This window comes from Actinoplanes italicus, assembly GCF_003001815.1.
Lineage (GTDB): Bacteria > Actinomycetota > Actinomycetes > Mycobacteriales > Micromonosporaceae > Actinoplanes > Actinoplanes italicus.
This window is the reverse complement of record NZ_PVMZ01000020.1, coordinates 148,095-166,944: the sequence shown is the minus strand read 5'-3', so window position 1 is coordinate 166,944 and position 18,850 is coordinate 148,095. Positions and strand designations below refer to the sequence as shown.

Here is an 18,850-nt window from a genome sequence, read left to right as displayed (position 1 = left end):
CGCCCACCCGGGCACCGGACCAAGCTGCCAGCAGGATTCCTTCGGCGACCGTCGCCGTGGTCGCGGAGATCGCGAGGACCAGCGCATGAAACTCGCCGCGGCGGCGCGGTCGGAGAGGTGCGCGAACAAGATGGACCTTCCTTTCGAATCGGTCCGCCCAGTCTTCGCACCGTGTCGTCCGGGGGCTTCCACCCGTGAACGGAACTTCCCGCGGCTCCCCCTCCCCCGGGACTAGCACCGCCGTACGACATCCAGCCTTGCCGATGCTCCCCGACGCCGCTATGTTAATTGAAAATCACACGTTGACGAACTGTGAAACCTGCTCGTAGTGCCCGACCATGAGGTAGGTAAGCGAATGCAGAATCTCAGCAGAAGAGGCGTACTAACCCTTGGCGCCGCGCTCGGCCTGGCCAGCGTTACGGACCCGTCCAAGGCGTGGGCCTGGTCGTCGGCCGGCTCGATCGCCGGGACCGACACCATCACCGACCCGTGGAAGGTCTGGGACGACGCCACCGACCCGCTCGTCGCCTCGATGCTGCAGAACGGCCAGATCCCGGCCGTCAACACGGCGTTCGAGTCATGGGTCAAGAACGGTGACCCGCTGCCGGCCGGGGTGCCCGCCGGCTTGACCACCTACCTGCAGCAGTACAACCGGCTGCCGTCGTGGGCCGACCAGACCAAGCTCAACCGGGCCGCCCAGTTCAACAAACGAATGAGCCTCTACCTCTTCCTTCTGTACGGGCTGGGCAGCGGCATCATGAGCACGGTCATCCCGCGCGAGGCCCGCAACGTGTACTGGTCCGAGGGCGGCGCCGTGATGAAGTCACGCGCGGCCAAGACCTTCACCTACGGCTACGACCTGAGCGCGCTCGACGCCTTCCAGCCCGGCGGGCACTTCATCACCACGTCGAACAAGACGCGGCTCACCCACGCCGCCGTGCGTCACCTGCTGCCGCAGTCCTCGCACTGGCGCGCGGTCACCGACGACACGGACTTCATTCCGATCAGCAACGGCGACATCCTGATCACGTTCCACAGTCTCGGCACGTTCGTGTTCGGAAAGCTGAAGTCGTGGGGCATCCGGATCTCGGCCGCCGAGGAGGACGCCTTCCTGCACATGTGGCAGGTCGCGCTGCACCTGCTCGGGGTGCGTGACGACTTCATCCCGGCGACCTGGGCCGCGGCGAAGGCGCAGTCGAACTACGCGCTCACCCCGCTGCTGGCGCCGACCCCCGAGGGCATCGACCTGGCCGGCATCCTGCTCAACCTGACGTCGGAGATCGATCTGGGCGTCACCCGCGGGTTCCAGCGCGAGTTCGCGCGTTACCTGCTCGGCGACAAGGTCGGCGACTGGCTGAAGCTGCCGCGCGACTACGCCTCGCGGACGGTCATCGAGGTCGGCTGGCCGGCGTACGTGGCGTTCCGGGAGGGCCTGTCGCCGATCATCCCGACGACGTTCTCGCTGTTCGACCGGTTCATCCGCGGTCTGGCGATGCTCTTCCTCAACAACGGCACGTCGCCGACGTACACGCCGATCACCATCCCGACCGGCAACCGGGCCGGAACGTAAAGCGTCTCAGCGGGTGAGGGCGCCGATGACCAGGGCTGTCACGGCGTCACGGTGGCCGGGGGTGTCCTGCCAGCGCAGGGCCCGCCCGGCCTCGACCACCACCCCGAAGCCCGCGTGCACCAGCAGCCGGGCCTGACGCGGGTCCAGCTCGGGACGCGCGAGGCGCAGCTGCTGTTCCCAGACCGCGATGTACTCGCGCTGCGCCAGGATCAGCGGCCGCCGAAGGTCCGCCGGCAGTCCGCGGATCTCGGCCTCGGCCACGCTGTTGAGGGCGTTGTGCTCGAAGCTGTAGGCCACGTACGCGGCGGTCAGCGCGGTGACGGCCCGCTCCGGGCCAGCCGCCTGCTCCAGGCTCCGCTCCACCGCCTGGGCCAGCAGCCCGGCAGCCTGCAGGCACGCGGCCACCAGGATGTCGACCTTGCCGGGGTAGTGCCGGTAGATCGCCGACGGAGCCAGCCCCACCACCTGGGCGATCTGCCCGTTGGTGACGTTGGCGAAGCCGTCCCGGGCGAACAGCGGGACCGCCGCCGCCAGGATCTCGGCCCGCCGGGTCCGCGGGACGGGCTGGGCCGGCAGTTCCACCGAGCGCCCGCTACCCTCGGCAGCAGCCGGGTCGCTCGCCGCGACACCCAGCGCCGACGCCAGCAGCAGATCCTCGATCCGGCGCTGGGCGACCGAGGTGTGGTGCATGGTGATCGACCCGATCGCGCCGAGCGCCGCCACTGCCCGCAGATGCTCGTCGGGCAGCGGGTGCTCGCGCCGCACCGTCTCGGCCACCCGCGACACGACCTGCACGAATTTCGCCCGTAGCAGCCGCCGGTCGGCGCGCTCCAGGTAGCGGGCCTCCCATCGGTACAGCCCTCCGGACGCGCGGTGCGCGACGGTCACCCGGATGAGGGCGGTCAGCACCTCGATGAGCGACGCCTCGGCCGGCTTCTCGTCGAGCGCGGCGACGAGACGGTCCACCATCACGTTCGCGCACTCGGCGAACAGCGCGTACTTGTTCGGGAAGTGCCGGTACAGCGCGGCCGCACTGATGCCCACCCCGGCGGCGATCTCCTCCATCGAGGCGGCGTGGTAGCCGCGCTCGCTGAAGACCTGCCCGGCCGCCTCGACGATCAGCTGCTTACGGTTGTGCGGGCGGGTCGCCGCGGTAGGACCGGCACTCACCGGGACACTCGGACAGGCCGGGACGCTCGAACAGGCCGGGACGCTCGAACAGGCACGGACACCCGGACAGGCACAGGCGGGCACGGCAGCATGCGTGCCAGTCAATCACAGCACTATCAGGCGTCAGCGCCGCACTTTCCGGAAGTGGTGCGCGGTCACACAGGCGCTGACCGACTCACCCAGAGCCTTGCCCTGGACGTCCACGGTCCGGAAGTGGATGCCGCCCACACCCGGGCGCCGCGGACCTCCTTCACCGGCGTACGGGTGGCCGGTGAAGTGGCGGGTCGTGCCGAGGCCTCGCTGTAGGCGCCGATCGGGATCCGGTCGCGGGCGAAGAAGGTGCGCATCGTCGCCATCCGCGGCGATGACACTCACTCGACGTCGCATGGTTCCCCTCCCGGGAACTGTCACATTGATTGATACGAATGCGTCGAGCAGACTATACCGGCCGCCCGCGAAGGTAGGGTCCAGCCGAAACGTTTCCCCAGCTCAAGAAAGTGATTCCGTGAGAGCAGTCCAGATCGCCCAGTACGCGGCAGACCTGTCGCGAGCCACCGCCTTCTACACCGACCTGTTCGGGGCGCCGCCCGTGGCCTCGTTCGAACCACCGGGGCTGGTCTTCTTCGACCTCGGCGGGCAGCGGCTACTGCTGGACCGGGGCGCACCGTCCGCATTGCACTACTACCTGACCGACGATGTGGCGAGCCTCGTGGAGCGCTTGCGCACGGCCGGAATCACGGTGGAGAGCGATCCCCACGTCATCTTCACCCACCACGACGACCGGCTCGGCCCAGCGGGCACCGAGGAGGTCCACGCGTTCGTCCGCGACACCGAGGGCAACCTCGTCGGGCTCATCGAGCACCGCCCGCGCTGATTTCACAGAATGTAACCGAAAACGCTCCCATGTAACGGAAAGTAGATGAGTCCTATACGGTTTCTCGTTGCCTCACCGTAAATTTCGGCTCGCCCTGTTGACCATCAAGGGTGAAGAGAAGATTCTGTTGCGGCGATCACGGAAGATCAGATCCCTTTCCCGTGACCGCGATTCGCGCTGCACCCGCTTCCCCCTCGTTAAAGAAACCTTCCAGTTGTTCGTGGTGAATCGATTGACCGGCCGTGACCACACCCGCGCCGGCAGAGGAGCTGATCGCTTGTCCGTCCAAGCCGAGGACGCCGAGCAGTCCCAGCCGGACGGCGCCCACGTCGGCGCGAAACGGGCCCACCGCTCCCGATTCGGCGGCACGATCCGCCGGCGGGTGGTCCGGACCCTGGCCCTGCCGGTCGCGACCACACTGGTGCTGCTGACGGTGGTGGCCGTCGGCGAGGTCGACAACTACCGCACGGCCGCCGCGACCGCCCGCGCCGTCACCATCGAGCTCGCCGTCCAGGAACTGGTCCAGGACCTGCAGACCGAACGTGGCCTCACCGCAGGCCTTCTCGGTGGCAACGAGAAGTTCCGCACCGAGCTGCTGCCCGCCCGTGACCAGGTCAACCTGCGCCGCGAGGCGGTGGAGCGGCTGATCTCCGACGGCGACGGCGTGGACAGCCGGGTCTCCGCCGCGGTGAAGCAGCTGGACGGCCTCGAAGGGGTCCGCGCCGGCACCGACACCGGCTCCGGCAAGGCGCCGGCCACCTTCGCCTTCTACACCGACCGCATCACCGAGCTCGGCGAGCTCGACCTCGAGATGGACAACTCCGTCGACGAGGAACTGCGCCGGGGTGCGGCCGTCCTCGACGCGCTCGCCGACATCAAGGAGGCCACCGCCCAGGAGCGTGCGTTCCTCAACGGGGTCTTCTCCGCAGGCGGTTTCGAGCAGGGAGAGTTCCTCCAGTTCGCGACCATGCGCGCCACCAAGGACGCGGCCCTGGAGTCGTTCGAGCGCTACGCCAACGGCACCGAGCGGGCCGCCGCCGACTACCTGTTCGACACCGGTGCCGCCCGTGAGGCCGCCTTCTTCGAACAGGTCGCGCTGCAGTCCGCCGACGGTCGTACCCTCCAGGTCAACCCGCAGTCCTGGTGGTCGGCGCACACCACCGTGCTGGACGACATGCTGCAGCTGGAACACCACGTCGGCTCGGTCATCTCGGCCCGCGCCGCGTCGCTGGAGGACACCGCGTCGACCCGTATGGTCGTGCTGCTCGGCGCCGTGCTGCTCTGTCTTGCCGGCTCCATCTGGCTGGCCACGGTCGCGTCGCGGTCGGTGGCCCGGCCGCTGGCCGTCCTGGCCTCCGAGGCCAACCAGCTGGCCATCGTCCAGCTTCCCGAAGCCGTCCACCGCGCGTCGGCCGGCGACAGCACCGCGCCACCCACACCGGTACGCGTGCCTTACGGCGCCAGCGTCGAGGTCCAGCTGGTGGCCGACGCGTTCGACCGGGTGCAGGCCACCGCGTACTCGCTGGCCACCGAGCAGGCGATGCTGCGGCGCACCACCGCCGAGTCGCTGGCCAACCTCGGCCGCCGCAACCAGAACCTTCTCCGCCGCCAGCTCGGCTTCATCACCAAGCTGGAGCGGGAGGAGTCCAGCCCGACCGGCCTGGCGAACCTCTTCGAGCTCGACCACCTGGCCACCCGCATGCGCCGGAACGCGGAGAGCCTGCTGGTCCTGGTCGGCGCGGCCAGCCCGCGGCAGCTGTCCGAGCCGCTCAACGTCAACGACGTGATCCGGGCCGCGGTCTCCGAGGTCGAGGAGTACCGCCGGGTCGCGCTGCGCCGGGTCGACGACGTGCTGGTCACCGGTTCCACGGTCAGCGGCATCGCGCACATGCTGGCCGAGCTCATCGAGAACGGGCTGTCGTTCTCCCCACCGGACGTAGAGGTGGAGATCCACGGCCGCCGGATCGGCGGCACCTACCTGATCGCCGTCACCGACCAGGGCATCGGCATGTCCCCCGCAGACATGGAACGGGCCAACGAGCGCCTGCGCGGCGAGGGCGACTTCATCACCGCGCCAGCCAGGTTCCTCGGCCACTACGTGGTCGGCCGCCTGGCCCAGCAGATGGGCGTGCAGGTGCAGCTCACGCCGTCACCGGTGACCGGTGTGACGGCGCGGATCACGCTGCCCGCCGAGATCCTGTCCGACCAGCAGTCTGTCACGGCCACACCCCGGCCGGCCGCGGCGGCGCCGCGACGGGTCACCGCCACGGTCGAGCAGCCCGAACCGGCGCCGGCACCGGCACCGGCCGCCGCTCCGGCCGCGCCGCTGCGGCTGCCACCGGGCGAGGTCACGCCGTCCCGGCCGTTGCATCCGGCAGCGATCGAGTACGTGGTGGTGCAGGACGGCAACATCCTCGGTGCGTCCGAGGACGGCGGGCCCCGTACCGCGAACGGCTTGCGCAAACGCATCCCTCGCGCACGCCGCACCCAGACTCGGCCGGCCGAGCCGGTCAGCACACCGGCCGACAAGCCGGCACCCGTCCGGGACACTCCGGAGGCGGTACGGGACCGGCTCAACGCACTGCGCGGCGGCATCCAGCGCGGCAGTGCCGAAACAGCGGGGTCGAAGTGACCGGCACCCAAAAATGGCCCCTTGGCAGCAACCTGGAAAGAAGAAAAATGAGCGTTGACACGTCGGCGGATCGGCACCAATTCAACTGGCTGCTCGGCAACTTCGTGCACCAGACGGACGGCGTACGCGACGCGGTGGCGGTGTCCTCCGACGGATTGCTGATCGCCAGCTCGGACGGGCTGAACCGGGCTGAGGCGGACCAGCTGGCCGCCATCGTCTCCAGCCTGGCCAGCCTCGCCCGCAGCGCGTCACGCCGATACGACTTCGACGGACTCAAGCTCATCATGATCGAGATGCACCGGGGCTTCCTGCTGGTCTCGGTCATCGCGGGCGGCAGCTGCCTCGGCGTGGTGTCCGGCAGCGACTGCGATCTCGGCCTGGTGGGCTACGAGATCTCGCTCCTCGCTGAACGTTTCGGTGACCTGCTCACCCCGGCCCTGATCGCAGAGTCCCGGCAACACCTGCCGCGATGAGCGACCCGTCGTGGGGCTCCGAGCCCGACATGATCCCGTACGCCGGCTCCCATCGGCCGTCGTCCGGGCTGCATTCGTCGGACCCGGACGAGGACCCGGTGGTACGCCCCTTCATGCTCACCGGAGGGCGGACCCAGCCGTTGCAGGACGGCCTCCGGATCGAGACCCAGCTGCGCGCGGCCCCTGCCGCTCTGTCGGCGCCCCTGCGCTTCGAGTCACGGCGCATCGTCGAACTCGCGCAGTCGCCGAAGTCGATCGCGGACCTGTCGGCGGCGCTGCGCGCGCCGCTCGCGGTGGTCCGCGTCATCGTCGCCGACCTGATCACGCAGGGCTATCTCTCGGTCGAGGACCAGCCCGGCGAACTCTCCACCAGTTTGATCGAAAGGATCAGGGATCGTGTCCGGGCGCTCTAGGGACCCGTCGACAGCGCCGCACCCCATCGCTGTCAAAATCGTCATCAGTGGCGGTTTCGGTGTCGGCAAGACCACCTTCGTCGGGGCCATCTCGGAAATCGAGCCGCTCGTCACCGAGGCCGAGATGACCGAGAAGTCGATCGGCATCGACGACACCTCCGCGGTGTCCGGCAAGACCACCACCACGGTCGCCCTCGACTTCGGCCGGATCACCCTCGACGACGCGCTGCTGCTCTACCTGTTCGGCACGCCCGGCCAGGACCGGTTCGCGTTCCTCTGGGACGACCTGGTCGACGGCGCCCTGGGCGCGATCGTGCTGGTCGACACACGCCGGATCGAGGACTCGTTCCCGGCGATCGACTACTTCGAGGAGCACGAGATCCCGTTCATCATCGGCGTCAACCGATTCAACGGAGCCCAGCGCTTCGTCCTCGACGAGGTGCGCGACGCGCTCGGGGTCGGGATCGACGTACCCCTGATCGAATGCGACGCCCGGGAACGCGAGTCGGTCAAGAGCGTCCTGGTGGCGCTCACCGAGGAGGTCCTCATCAGGCGGACCGGCCGCGAGCGGGCGGGGTCGACGTGGTGAGGCGGCGGATGGCCCGCGCCCTGGTCGCGCTGAGCCTGGCCACCGTGGCCGGCTGCGCGAGCACCGAGTCGGCGATCGTCGCGCCGCCCGGTGTGCCGGAGCAGACCGGCTGCGACAGGGTCAACATCGCCTCCAACCCCTGGTCCGGGTACTCCGCGAACGTCGCCGTCGTCGGCTACCTGCTCGAGGAGGAACTCGGCTGCGAGGTGTTCACCCACGAGCTGAGCGAGACCGCCTCGTGGGCCGGCCTCAACGACGGCACCATCGACGTGATCCTGGAGAACTGGGGCCACGACGACCTGAAGAAGAAGTACATCGACGGCCAGAAGATCGCCGTCGAACTCGGCCTCACCGGCAACAAGGGTGTTCTCGGCTGGTACGTGCCGCCGTGGATGGCCAAGACGTACCCCGACATCACCGACTGGAAGAAGCTCAACGACTACGCCGAGCTCTTCAAGACCAAGGCCTCCGGCGACAAGGGGCAGTTCCTCGCCGGCGACCCGTCCTTCGTCAGCAACGACGCAGCCCTGATCAAGAACCTCAAACTCGACTACACCCTGGTGTACGCCGGCAGCGAGGACAAACTCATCGCCGCGTTCCGTCGGGCGCAGGCCAACAAGACACCGCTGCTCGGCTACTTCTACGAGCCGCAGTGGCTGCTGTCGGACATCAAGCTCGTACACATCCCGTTGCCGCCGTACACCCCCGGCTGCGACGCCGACCCCGACACGGTGGCCTGCGACTACCAGCCGTACGACCTGGACAAGATCGGCAGGAAGGCGTTCGTCGACTCGGGCAGCCCGGCGGCCACCTTCATCAGGAACTGGACGTGGACCAACGCCGACCAGAACGAGGTCGCCAAGAGCATGACCCAGAACGGCCTCTCCGCCGAGCAGGCGGCCCGCAAGTGGGCCGACAGCCACCGCGACGTGTGGGAGAAGTGGCTTCCCTGATCCACACCGTCCGCGCCGGGGCGTAGGCTCCGGCGCGGCGGAATCACCGAGGCGCTGGTCCTTCCGCGCCTCCCCCTCCGGACTACTCGTCGTCGCCCCAGGTGCCGTCGTCACGAACTCGATAGGTGCGTTTTCCCAGCGTCAGTGTTTCCAGCGCCTCAAGGTAGGTGTCGGCGACGAACCATTCGCCGGCCTGGTCGAGGTCGAACACGCGGCCACGTTCGTCGATCGCGAGAACCGACTCGAAGTTGACCCGGCCGAGCGGAAAGAGCCGCGCTCCGATGATCTCGCTGAACTCGTGGAGCAGGTCGGCCGTGTGCGCCGCGCGATCCGGGAAGATCTCGAAGAGCCGTGAGCGCTGATCAAGACCGGGTGCCCGGCGTCCGATCACGAGCGACCCGGTCTGACCGTAGGCGTCGGCCATCGCGGGAAACATCTCATGACGGAACTCGTGACCCTTGACGGCGACGATGTCCTCCGCCATCAGTTCAGCCATCAAGAGGTTGTCCTCATAGGAAAGCTCAGGAGTCCACCCGCCGTGCACCAGCTCTGCGGCGAGGATGTCGGAGAAACGCGCCGGGTCGGGATTCGGCGCGTCGGGAGCGATGAAGGGATAGAGGCCACCGGTTTTGCCCCACGGCATCAGAGCCAGCTGCGTGAGCACATAGGTGCAGGTCTCACACGGATCGTTCGGCTTGCCCGCGTCCGGATCGCCGGGAGCGTGGATCTGGAAGGTCTCGAACTCCGAGGCCGCGAGTATCTGCCGCGCCTCGTCCAGCGTGACCGGAGGCAGGCCGTCCAGGGCTCGCCGCCGGTCGACGTCGAAGAGCGCGTTGGAGCAGGCGATCAGCTCGGCGTGCCGCTCGGAGCCGCGCACCGTCTCCTGCGCCGTCTGCTCGGCCAGCCGTTCCAGCACCAGCGGATGGTGGTTGAGCTTCTGGTCGCCCTTGGCACCGCGCGCGACATGGACCCGCCCCTCCACGGTGGCGTGGGCGGCGACGCTCGGCGCGACCGAGCGACGGGTCTCGCGGCGCAGCTGAACCTCGGCGTCGGAGGCTCGGGGAGGATCGACGATGTCGCCGCGTTTCTCCCGGTAGATCCGCTGCAGGGTGTCGGCGGGCCAGTTCGGCCATGTCGACGTCCGCCCGGTCTCGCGGTCGATGACCAGCACACCGGCGCCGACCTCGGACGGTGTGAACAGTCGCCGCACCGAGGCGGTCCGCACGGCGAAGCCGAGGTCGAACTCCTCGACGACGGCCCGGTACTCCCGCCCCCTGGCCAGGGACTCGGCACGTGCCAGAGCCGCACCGGCGGCGTCGGCCTCCGCACGGGTGATCATCGCCGCCCTCCTTCCGCCGGGGCCGTCCAGGTGCCGTCGTCATGGATCCGGGCGGCCGGCAGGCCGGTGGCCAGCGCGACGATCGCCTCGTCGAGGGTCTCCCCCACGAACCACTCACCGCCCTGATCCAGGGAGAACACCCGGCCGTGCTCGTCGATCGCGACGATCGCCTCGTCGAAGCCCTCCCGCCCGAGCGGGAACATCCGGGCGCCGACCAGGGCGCCGAGTTCGTGCAACGGGTCGGCGAGGTGGTACAGCCCGCCGCTGCCGAGCTGGAACCACCGGACCCTCTGCGCGACGCCCGGCCCGTTGATCGACAGCCCGGTGTCGTAGAACTCGGCGAACGCCGCCCGCGCGGCCGGGAACGCCTCGAGCGTGAATTCCCCACCCGGCGATCGCTCGATCCGCTCGACCGCCCGCAGGCCGTCGCGTTCGCGCTTCTCCCCGGTGGAAGGCCCCCACCCGTCGGCGGCAAGCGCCCAGGCGACCTCGTCGGGGAACCGGCCGGGTTCGTGATCGAGGCCCGGTGAAGGACGGCCGATCTTCGGGTGGGCCCTGTCGGCGTCCCCGATGACGGTGAGGTCGAGCAGGACGTCGGCGCAGGTGGCGCAGAACGTGGCCGGACGTCCGCCGTACGGATCGCCGCTCTCCCGGATGTGGAACGTCTCGATCCGGCCCTGCCCCAGCAGGGTGCGGGCCTCGCCGAGGGTGAGCGGGTCGAGGCCGGACGCGGCCCGGGTCCGGTCGGCTTCCTGGAGCACATCGGAGACGACCAGCAGTTCCGCGTGCCGCTCCGCACCGCGCGCGGTGTCCTCCGGCGGCACCGCGGCGAGCAGCGCCGCGACGATCCGGTGGTGGCGCAGCTCCTGGTCGCCCTTGGCACCGCGGGCCTGGAACAGACGGCCGCCGAGCGTCAGATGGGCGGCCACCGACGGGGAGACCCGCCGGTACGCCTCACGGCGCAGCTCGGCGACCGGGTCGGAGGTCCGGTGCGATCCGACGGCGGTGTCCCGTCGTTCGGTGTAGCGCCGGTCGAGCTCGGTGGCGGGCGCGGGTGGCCAGTGCGAGAGGCGGCCGGTCTCCCGGTCGATGACCGTGGTCACGTCGGCGCCGGGCTCGGTACGCACCTCCGGCGGCAGGAGCATCGACACCGCGTACCCGAGGGTCAGCTCTTCGACGAAGGGGGTGCAGACGTAGCCCCGCCGGATCGACTGGCGATGAGCCCAGCCGGTGGCGATCTGCTCCGCCTCGGTCAGCGTGATCATCTCGGTCAGCCCCTCCGATTCCCCCGGATTGCAACCTTAGAGCTATCGGACATCGTCACTCGGCGGCGGCCCCGGGCCGGGCCCCGGCTGGTAGGTTCGTCGGGGTCAAATCGCGAGTCCTGGGGAGACAGCCGTGAGCAGACAGGCCGACCGCGACGCGAACCATGCACTTCGCGCCCGCTTCGACGACGTGGCGTCGCAGTACCAGCGCCTGCGTCACGGCCTCGACGACATTCAAGAGCGTCTTTCCCGGCTGGCCGTGACAGCCGAGTCCGCGGACGGCACGGTCCGCGCGACCGTCGGCGCCCGGGGCCAGCTGATCGATCTGCGACTCGACCGGGAGATCTACCGCCGCGGCGACCCCGACGAGCTGGCCCGCACCATTCTGCGCACCGTCGAGCAGGCCGTCGCGAAGACGACCGGCCAGGTGCAGGAGATGGTCGGCGAGTATCTCCCCGCGGGCTCGGCAGCGGCCGGTTTCGTCCGCGACGGGAACTTCGGCAATCTTCTGGCGCGTCAGGACCGGATCATGCGCGAGGCGGGTGACGGCGATGACCGGTGAGCTCTATCTGGACGCGCCGCAGGCCACCGCGGCCGGGCGTGACCTGTCCGCGGCGGGCTCGCAGCTGGCCGGTCTGAGTGCCGGCCCGGTCGCCGAGGTCGCCGCGATGAGCCAGAACCAGCCGTGGGGCAGGGACGAGATCGGCGCGGCCTTCCAGAAGGACTACGGCCCGCTGCTGCAGAAGTTCGTCGAGTCGTTCGGCAAGGTCGCCGGGTACGTCGAGGACCTCGGCGAGGCGGCGGTGCAGTCGGTGGTGGACAACACGGCCGCCGACTCCCGGGCGTCGTCCAACGCGGCGAACTCCTACCGGGCCTGATGCATGACGATCCTGCCGAGCCCGATCCCGCATCCGCTCGACTTCTCCCCCTGGGACCTGCCCGGCTGGGCGTACGAGGCCTTGGAATGGGTGGTCGGCTTCGACTGGCCGGAAGGCAACGAGAAGACCACATGGGACGTAGCCGATCAGTGGTATGAGCTCGTCGGTGCCATGGCCACGCCCAGGGAGGACGCCGCCGACGCTGCTGCCCGGTTCGTCGCGGCCTACGGCGGCAGCGGCAGCGGCACCACGATCGACTCCTTCATCACGGCGTGGAAGGCGGTCGCCGACGGCGACGAGGCCCCACTGAACGCGCTGGTCGCGTTCGCGGCCGAGATGGGCAAGGTCGTCGACGAGTGCGCCCAGGACATCGAGGCGGCCAAACTCGAGGCCTGGATCGAGCTCGGCATCTTCGTCATCGAGCTTATCGGCCTGGCCGTCACCGTCGCGCTCACGCTGGGCGCCGCCTCCCCCGCCGCGGCCGGCATCATCGCCGCGACCCGGATGGCCATCCAGCAGATCTTCAAGCGCCTGATCGCGCAGCTCTCCCGCAAGGCGATCAAGCAGGCGCTCAAGGAGGCCGGTCAGCGGGCCGCCAAGGACCTGCTCACGAAGAAGGGCCTGCAGAACTTCGGCAAGCGTGCTCTGCGGGAAGGCGCGGAGGAGGCCCGTGAGGAGGCCCTGACCAATCTCGCGGTGCAGGGCTATCAGGCCGGTGTCGGCCACTCCGACGGCATCGACCTCGCCGACCTGGGCAGGTCCACCCTGGCAGGCGCCGCGGGCGGCGTCTCGGCGCACGGCGCGAGCATCGGCGCCGGCCACAAGAGCGGCGTCTTCCGCGGAGCCGCCGCCGAGGTCTTCGGCGAGGTGGGCGGCGCGGCCGCGATGGGCGACCTCCCCGGCTTCGAGGAACTCGCCAAGGCCGGCACATCCGGCGCCGCCGGCTCGGCGGTCGGCAACACCCGCCAGTCCTTCCAGGAGATGGGCGCCAACCTCGACGCCGGCAACGGCCTCGAACTCAACGACCTACCGGCAACATCAACATCATCCTCCGGTACGGGTGGGAGCGCCGCCTTCTCCGGCCTCCCCAGCGGGAACGGCGCATCGTCGAACGGTTCCGTGGGCGGCGTCCCGGCCGGCGGCTCCGTCCATGGCGGCGGCTCGTCCGGAGGTTCGTTCGACGGTGGCGGCTCGTCCGGCGCGGCCTCATCCGGTGCGTCCTCTCACAGCGCCGTCTCGTCCGGCGGTGGCGCGCCGACGGTCTCCTCGTTCGTCTCAGCTCCGGCCGACACCTCCGGCGGTGGCTCCTCGACGGTCTCCTCGTTCGTCTCGACCCCGGCCGACACCTCCGTGACCGCGTCGGCCGCCTCCTCGGGCGGTCACTCCGGCGGACAGCCCGCCGCATCGCCGCCGACGGCGGCCCAGCCCGCATCGGCCGTGTCGTCCGAGGGCGCGGTCCAAGTGTCACCGACGATGAGCACGCCTCAGGCGAGCGTCGCCCCGGCGCCCGCGGACGTCACGCTGTCCTCGGTCGCGCCGCCGGTGGATGCTCCCGCACACAGCGGCACCGGCATACAGTCATCGTCGCCGGTCTCCGCCCCGGTGAACGCAGCGCCGGCCGGGAACACGGTGACCAACACACCGGTCGCCCTCGCTCCGGCCACCGGCAGCACCGGCCCCGTCGGCTCGCCGTCGATCGCCACCGCCGGGGCAACGCCCATGGCCGGCTCCACATCGATCACGACCGCCGGACCGGCACACACGGCCGGCCCCACATCGCTCACGACCGCCGGGCCGCCGGCTGCGACCGTCCCGACGTCGCCGAGTTCGCCGAATGCGAACGTCTCCCTCACCGGCGGCGGCCCGGCGACCGTGAATCCCTCGACTCCAGGCCTCGGCACGCCCGCGAGCGGCCCGAGCCCCACCACCCCGTCGAACGGCCCGAATCCCACCACCCCGCCGGTAACCGCGACGACGCCCGGCGGACCGTCGACGGCGGTGACGACGCCACAGGCGCTGGACACCGGCGGCTCACGCACCACCGGGCTGGCCGCCTCCACGACGACCACGACCGGCCCGTCGCCGAGTTCGCCGCCCGGCACCACGTCTCCCGCCACCGGCACACCGACGGCGAACACCCCCTCCCCGCCGAACTCGTCCACCACCGTCCCGACGCAGCCGGGAAGCAATGACCACCGCCCCACACAGGCGGGCCAGCCACGGGCGGACGCGGGGAACAACGTTCTGCCGCTGCCCGGCGGCGCCCACGCGGCGCCTCATCTGACCTACCGCACGCCTGAGCAGGCGCGTCACGAGCAGGAGTACTTCAACCAGTACGACCGCAACAAGCAGGCCGTGGCGAACGACCTCCGCGCCAAGGCGGCAGCTCCGTTCGATGCGGCAATCCGCCATGCTCAGACCGAACAACAGCGCGCGAGACGAGCGGCACTCAAGGCGACGCTCGCCCTCAACTTCAAGCAACGTGACCACCACCGTCGCATGGAAGCCATTCACAGGCAGAAGGAGCTCCATGCGCGAACTCAGCAATCGCTGGCCGCCAATGCCCCGCTGGCTGACCTCGATCTCATAACGAGTCCTTACTACGGGACGGCCAACACCGAGTACGCCCCTCTGACGCGATCCGACCTGCCGGTTCACGGCAGTGACCGGTCCGCTCTCACCGGTAGCGGCAGTCCGGCCAACGCCCGCACGAGCCGGCCGTACGGCAGGCCGGGTGGGCTTCGCGAACCGCTCCGGCTGCACCAGGCCGACCTGGAACTGACGGTGCCGCGGGATCACAACAACATGCCGGTCCGGACTCCGGACCCCCGGGGACCCTTTCTGCGGCTGCTGAACGACGGTGGCCCCAGCGCGGATCCGACGCGCGGCGTCAACTGCCTCGACTGCTCGCTGTCGTTCTACGAGACCTATGTCCACGGCCGCCCGACGGTGTCCGCACCTCGCACCGTCGACGGCTACAGATTCGGCCTTCCCGACCTGCACAGCGGGGAGCTCGGCGGACCGGACCGAGCGGAGCTGGCAACCGGCAGTGCGTTCACCGCCGTGACGCAGCACGACAAGACCAAATCACTCGCCGCGGTCAAGGCGGACACCGACCGCGGGTTCGAAAAGATCATCGACACGCTCCAACGGGGCGGCCACGGGTCGACGGCCATCATCATCAACGTCTGGGAGGGCGGCGGCTCCCATGCGTGGAACGCCGTCAACCATCACGGGTCCATCCTGTTCATCGACCCGCAGAGCGGCGAATACGCCGACGCGACCAACTTCGTGCCCGGTTCGGCGAGGTTCCCCAGCCTCTACGGCCACACCGGAGTCAACGACCGCTCCAACGTGGTCGAGCTCCACACGCTCATGGTCGACGGCCAGGGCAATCCGATGGCGGTCGAGAACACCCCGCACACCGGTTACAACGGCGGTACCACGCCCGTTCCGCCGCCGCCACCACCCCTTCAACATCAGCAGGCCGCACCCCAGCAGCCGCTGCCTCCCCCGCCGCCGATCAACCCCTCCCCGCAGCCGCAGCCGCCGATCAACCCCTCCCCGCAGCCGCCGGCCCCGCCCACCCCCGCGCCCAATCCGCAGCCACCCGGCCCGCGCGTCAGTACTCCGCACACGCCGGATCCGGCTCCGCCGGTCAGTGTCACACCGCAGCCGACGATCGACACCCGGCCGGAGCCGCCCACACCCCCGGTCGACGCAGCGCCGAAGCCGCCCATACCCTCGGTCGACGCGGCGCCGGAGCCGCCCGCGCCTGTGGTCGATGTAGCGCCGGAGACTCCTGCGCCCATCGAGTCGCAGGCCACGCCCGAGCCGGCGCCGCCGGTGCAGCCGCCGACCGTGCGGCCGGTCACCGAGCAGCCGACCGTGGCCGACAGCCAGTCGGAGAGCGGTCCGTCGGACAACGGGCCGTCCGAGAGCGGCCCGTCGGAGAGCGGCCCGTCGGAGAGCGGCCCGTCGGTGACCGCACCTCGGGTGGACGACTTTGGGCGTACGACATCGGAGGAAACGTCTCCCCGGGATGAGCCGGCGCCCTATCGGCAGGATTTTGATCCGCTCGCGGTTCTTGATCCGGTTTCGATGAACGGGCCGGCAGACCGGGACCCGCTCGCGGTGCTGGACCCCAGCAATGATCCGCGGCTCGCGGAAGCGCCGCCGGTGGACAGCCGGGCCGCGGCTGAGCAGCGGGCACGGGACGACTACCACTACGAGAACGACCGGACACGACGGGAGTTCGACGCCGAGTACCGGCAGCGGATGGCGCAGGACCTGCGGAGGCAGGCCGACGCGAGGTTCGAGCAGGCGGAACACCGGCAGGACCCGGTGCGCAACGCGTACGGGCGTGGCGATCTGGCCGAGACCGCCCGCAACGAGCTCGAACGAAACCGGCTGCAGGCCGACGCAGAGTCGCTACGGGACCGGGCGCGGCTCGTGGAGAGTGGTGTCGGCGTCGGCGATGTCGAGCTGACCGGAAATGATTGGGAACGGGTCAACGAGAGCTGGAGTGACCTGGCGCCCGGCCCGGTCGAGGCGGGGGACCGGTCCGCGCTCACCGGCGACGACCGGCCGCGTTCCGTCGACACGACCCGCCGGTACAACCATCGCGGCGGATTGCGGCCGCCGCTACGGATCCACCAGACCGACCTCGAACGTGCCATGCCGCGCGACGCGGACGGCACCGTGATCAGGCAGGCCGATCCGCGGGACGGCGGATGGTTCGGCCTGGTCAACGACGGCGGTCCAGAGGCGGACCCGACCCGTTCGATCAACTGCGGTGACACCGTGCTGTCGCTGTTCGAGACGTACATGCACGGGCGTCCGCGAGTGTCGGCGCCGCGCACGTTCGACGGTTACCAGGACGGCGACCCGACCCGGCCGATCGGCGCTGAGCAGGGCGTCTCGGCCCGGATCGAGGCCACTACCGGCGGACGGTTCGAAGGGCTCACCGACGTGGGCGGCCTCGATCCCGACGACGCCCGGGTGCAGGTGCGGATGGCCGAGATCCGGCTGCGCAGCCATCTGACCGATCTGGGTCACGGTTCGTTCGCCTTCATCACGACCCAGGACCAGGCCGGGCGTACGCACGCGTTCGCGGCCGTGAACCAGAACGGCACGGTCCTCTACCTCGACCCGCAGACGCGTCAGGTCAGTTCGTTCGCTCCGATCCACACGCATTCGGGGCTGGGCGCCCCGTGCGACATCCTGCGGATGGACGCCCTCGTCGTCGACGGCCAGGCCGATCCCCGCCCGCTGACCGCCGGCGCAGACCCCTTCGTCACCGCCGACCCCGCCGGCCCCGGCGGTGATGGGCCGCCGTGGCCGGTCGCCGACTCGGTGGAGGGCACCGCGCGAGGCCGCAGTCTCACACCGCCGAACAAACGGCACACCGTCAGCGGTGCGCGGCGGGGTGAGGTGAAAGCCGACAACACCGTGTACCTGCGAGGATATGAGCACGTCGCAGCCACGGATGTGCAGGCCATCGCGGCGGGACAGGCCGTATGGCACCCCATGGAGCAGCAGTACGAGGTCAACGGACGCCGATACGGCGTCAAGACCACCGGCACGGTCTATCCGATCTCCGGAACCGGTATGGTCCGACTCGACCGGATTGAGTATCAGGCGCTCCAGCAGATAGCCCAGGCGAACGGCGATCTTTCCGCGGCGCCACAACTGCACCGGAACCCGAACTTCCTCCGGAACCCGGACGCTGTCGCCAGGGCCAAAGAGATCTACGACGGGACGTACCAGCCGTGAGTTATCTGTTCTGGCTCCGTGACGAGCCGCATCGAGTGCGCCTTGCCGGCGTTCTCGCTGAGATGCTCTCGCTGCCGGCCGACGCGGTGGATGTCGGCACCACCGAGGACGAGGATCGGAACTGGGAGGCTGCGGTTCTCTGCACGGTCACGGCGATCGGCGGTGACCTCCGGCTGCACCTCGACGTCTACGTGGCCGACGAGGTGCCCGGGCAGCCGTCGCCGGAGGCCGCTGCCGCGTGGCTGGCCGAGCGTCTGGAGACCGTCGTGGCGTACCAGGCGTTGCCGATTCCGCCCGACGCATTCTGGATCGTGGGTCCGGACGGTGAGCGGACCCGCGCCCGGATCGACGACGAGCCGGACGAGAACGATGTCAGCCGGTACCGGATCGACGCGGTGGAACACCCGGTGGCCGCGATGCCGGGTCCGGCCGTCGCGGCCGTGCCCGAGGTGATCCGGCACTATCGCCTGCCCACGCCACTCGCCGAGGGGCTGCGATCGCGGCTGGATCCGCCACCGGCGACAGGCAGCGCTGCCTGGCACGCGGTCACGCACCTCGCCGTCTGGGAAGGGATGGTCGCACGGCTTCTCGCGGGCTGGCATCCGGACGGGTGGTATCCGCCCGAGTTCTACCGGGAGGACCTGGAGACGCGCGACAGGCTGGTCGACGCCTCCGCGACCCTGCCGGATGCTGTCCGGGTCGAGTTCGAGGAGGTGCTGGCCACGGTCGACAAGCGATTCGCCGAGGTCACCGAGGACGATGGCGGCCGAGCGCTCGCGTCGGCTACCGGGCCGGTGCCGGACCGCTGGTGGTGGCATCGCGTCACCCGCCCGCTTCCGTGGCATTCGATGCCGGGACGGTGATGACAGGTCAAGGTTGGTGAGGCCGCACTATGGATCTTTCCAGGCTTCCGGAGCCG

Annotated in this window: 14 protein-coding genes; 11 read left to right on the top strand and 3 right to left on the bottom strand. The window is 70.0% G+C overall.

Features of this window, described 5'->3' with window-relative positions:
• The first annotated feature begins 355 nt into the window (after positions 1 to 355).
• A complete protein-coding gene (locus CLV67_RS37915) occupies positions 356 to 1,570 on the top strand; it encodes an oxygenase MpaB family protein (RefSeq protein ID WP_106327386.1) in 1,215 nt (404 codons plus the stop codon).
• A gap of 6 nt (positions 1,571 to 1,576) precedes the next feature.
• On the opposite strand, the gene CLV67_RS37910 is transcribed toward CLV67_RS37915, so the two are convergent.
• On the bottom strand, positions 1,577 to 2,740 hold the full coding sequence (locus CLV67_RS37910; protein ID WP_106327384.1) for a TetR/AcrR family transcriptional regulator: 1,164 nt from the start codon (positions 2,738 to 2,740) through the stop codon (positions 1,577 to 1,579).
• Positions 2,741 to 3,245: 505 nt separating this feature from the next.
• Between CLV67_RS37910 and CLV67_RS37905 the strand changes: the two genes are divergently transcribed.
• The 6 genes from CLV67_RS37905 to CLV67_RS37880 all read left to right on the top strand — a co-directional run bounded on the left by CLV67_RS37905 (position 3,246) and on the right by CLV67_RS37880 (position 8,674).
• Complete coding sequence (locus CLV67_RS37905) at positions 3,246 to 3,614, top strand: VOC family protein (protein ID WP_106327382.1); 369 nt, start codon at positions 3,246 to 3,248, stop codon at positions 3,612 to 3,614.
• A 277-nt stretch (positions 3,615 to 3,891) separates the two neighbouring features.
• Positions 3,892 to 6,246 (top strand): sensor histidine kinase, encoded by a 2,355-nt coding sequence (locus CLV67_RS37900; protein ID WP_106327380.1) that lies wholly within the window; start codon positions 3,892 to 3,894, stop codon positions 6,244 to 6,246.
• A 47-nt stretch (positions 6,247 to 6,293) separates the two neighbouring features.
• Positions 6,294 to 6,719, top strand: coding sequence for a roadblock/LC7 domain-containing protein (locus tag CLV67_RS37895; protein ID WP_106327378.1), 426 nt, complete (start codon positions 6,294 to 6,296; stop codon positions 6,717 to 6,719).
• Positions 6,716 to 7,132, top strand: coding sequence for a DUF742 domain-containing protein (locus tag CLV67_RS37890; RefSeq protein WP_106327377.1), 417 nt, complete (start codon positions 6,716 to 6,718; stop codon positions 7,130 to 7,132). The genes CLV67_RS37895 and CLV67_RS37890 overlap by 4 nt, the downstream gene beginning before the upstream one ends.
• Positions 7,113 to 7,721 carry a GTP-binding protein gene (locus CLV67_RS37885; protein ID WP_203737555.1) on the top strand — a complete coding sequence of 203 codons (609 nt, stop codon included), beginning with the start codon at positions 7,113 to 7,115 and terminating at the stop codon, positions 7,719 to 7,721. The genes CLV67_RS37890 and CLV67_RS37885 overlap by 20 nt, the downstream gene beginning before the upstream one ends.
• A gap of 8 nt (positions 7,722 to 7,729) precedes the next feature.
• Positions 7,730 to 8,674, top strand: a complete 945-nt coding sequence (locus CLV67_RS37880; RefSeq protein ID WP_106327373.1) for an ABC transporter substrate-binding protein — start codon at positions 7,730 to 7,732, stop codon at positions 8,672 to 8,674.
• 82 nt (positions 8,675 to 8,756) lie between these two features.
• Here CLV67_RS37880 and CLV67_RS37875 read toward each other — a convergent pair whose 3' ends face one another.
• Together CLV67_RS37875 and CLV67_RS37870 are read right to left on the bottom strand one after the other, a co-directional pair.
• Positions 8,757 to 10,013: an SUKH-3 domain-containing protein gene (locus tag CLV67_RS37875; RefSeq protein ID WP_106327371.1), complete on the bottom strand. Its 1,257-nt coding sequence runs from the start codon at positions 10,011 to 10,013 to the stop codon at positions 8,757 to 8,759.
• Positions 10,010 to 11,278, bottom strand: a complete 1,269-nt coding sequence (locus tag CLV67_RS37870; protein ID WP_106327369.1) for an SUKH-3 domain-containing protein — start codon at positions 11,276 to 11,278, stop codon at positions 10,010 to 10,012. Before CLV67_RS37870 ends, CLV67_RS37875 begins: the two co-directional genes overlap by 4 nt.
• 133 nt (positions 11,279 to 11,411) lie before the next feature.
• On the opposite strand from CLV67_RS37870, the gene CLV67_RS37865 reads away from it, so the two are divergent.
• Genes CLV67_RS37865 through CLV67_RS37850 form a run of 4 tightly spaced genes read left to right on the top strand, consistent with a single transcriptional unit; the run spans position 11,412 to position 18,794 of the window.
• Positions 11,412 to 11,840, top strand: a complete 429-nt coding sequence (locus tag CLV67_RS37865; protein WP_106327367.1) for a YbaB/EbfC family nucleoid-associated protein — start codon at positions 11,412 to 11,414, stop codon at positions 11,838 to 11,840.
• Positions 11,830 to 12,156, top strand: coding sequence for a hypothetical protein (locus CLV67_RS37860; protein WP_146169448.1), 327 nt, complete (start codon positions 11,830 to 11,832; stop codon positions 12,154 to 12,156). Before CLV67_RS37865 ends, CLV67_RS37860 begins: the two co-directional genes overlap by 11 nt.
• Before the next feature lie 3 nt (positions 12,157 to 12,159).
• Positions 12,160 to 17,931 carry a toxin glutamine deamidase domain-containing protein gene (locus CLV67_RS54435; protein ID WP_106327363.1) on the top strand — a complete coding sequence of 1,924 codons (5,772 nt, stop codon included), beginning with the start codon at positions 12,160 to 12,162 and terminating at the stop codon, positions 17,929 to 17,931.
• Positions 17,928 to 18,794 carry a hypothetical protein gene (locus CLV67_RS37850; RefSeq protein WP_106327361.1) on the top strand — a complete coding sequence of 289 codons (867 nt, stop codon included), beginning with the start codon at positions 17,928 to 17,930 and terminating at the stop codon, positions 18,792 to 18,794. Before CLV67_RS54435 ends, CLV67_RS37850 begins: the two co-directional genes overlap by 4 nt.
• Positions 18,795 to 18,850: the final 56 nt, after the last annotated feature.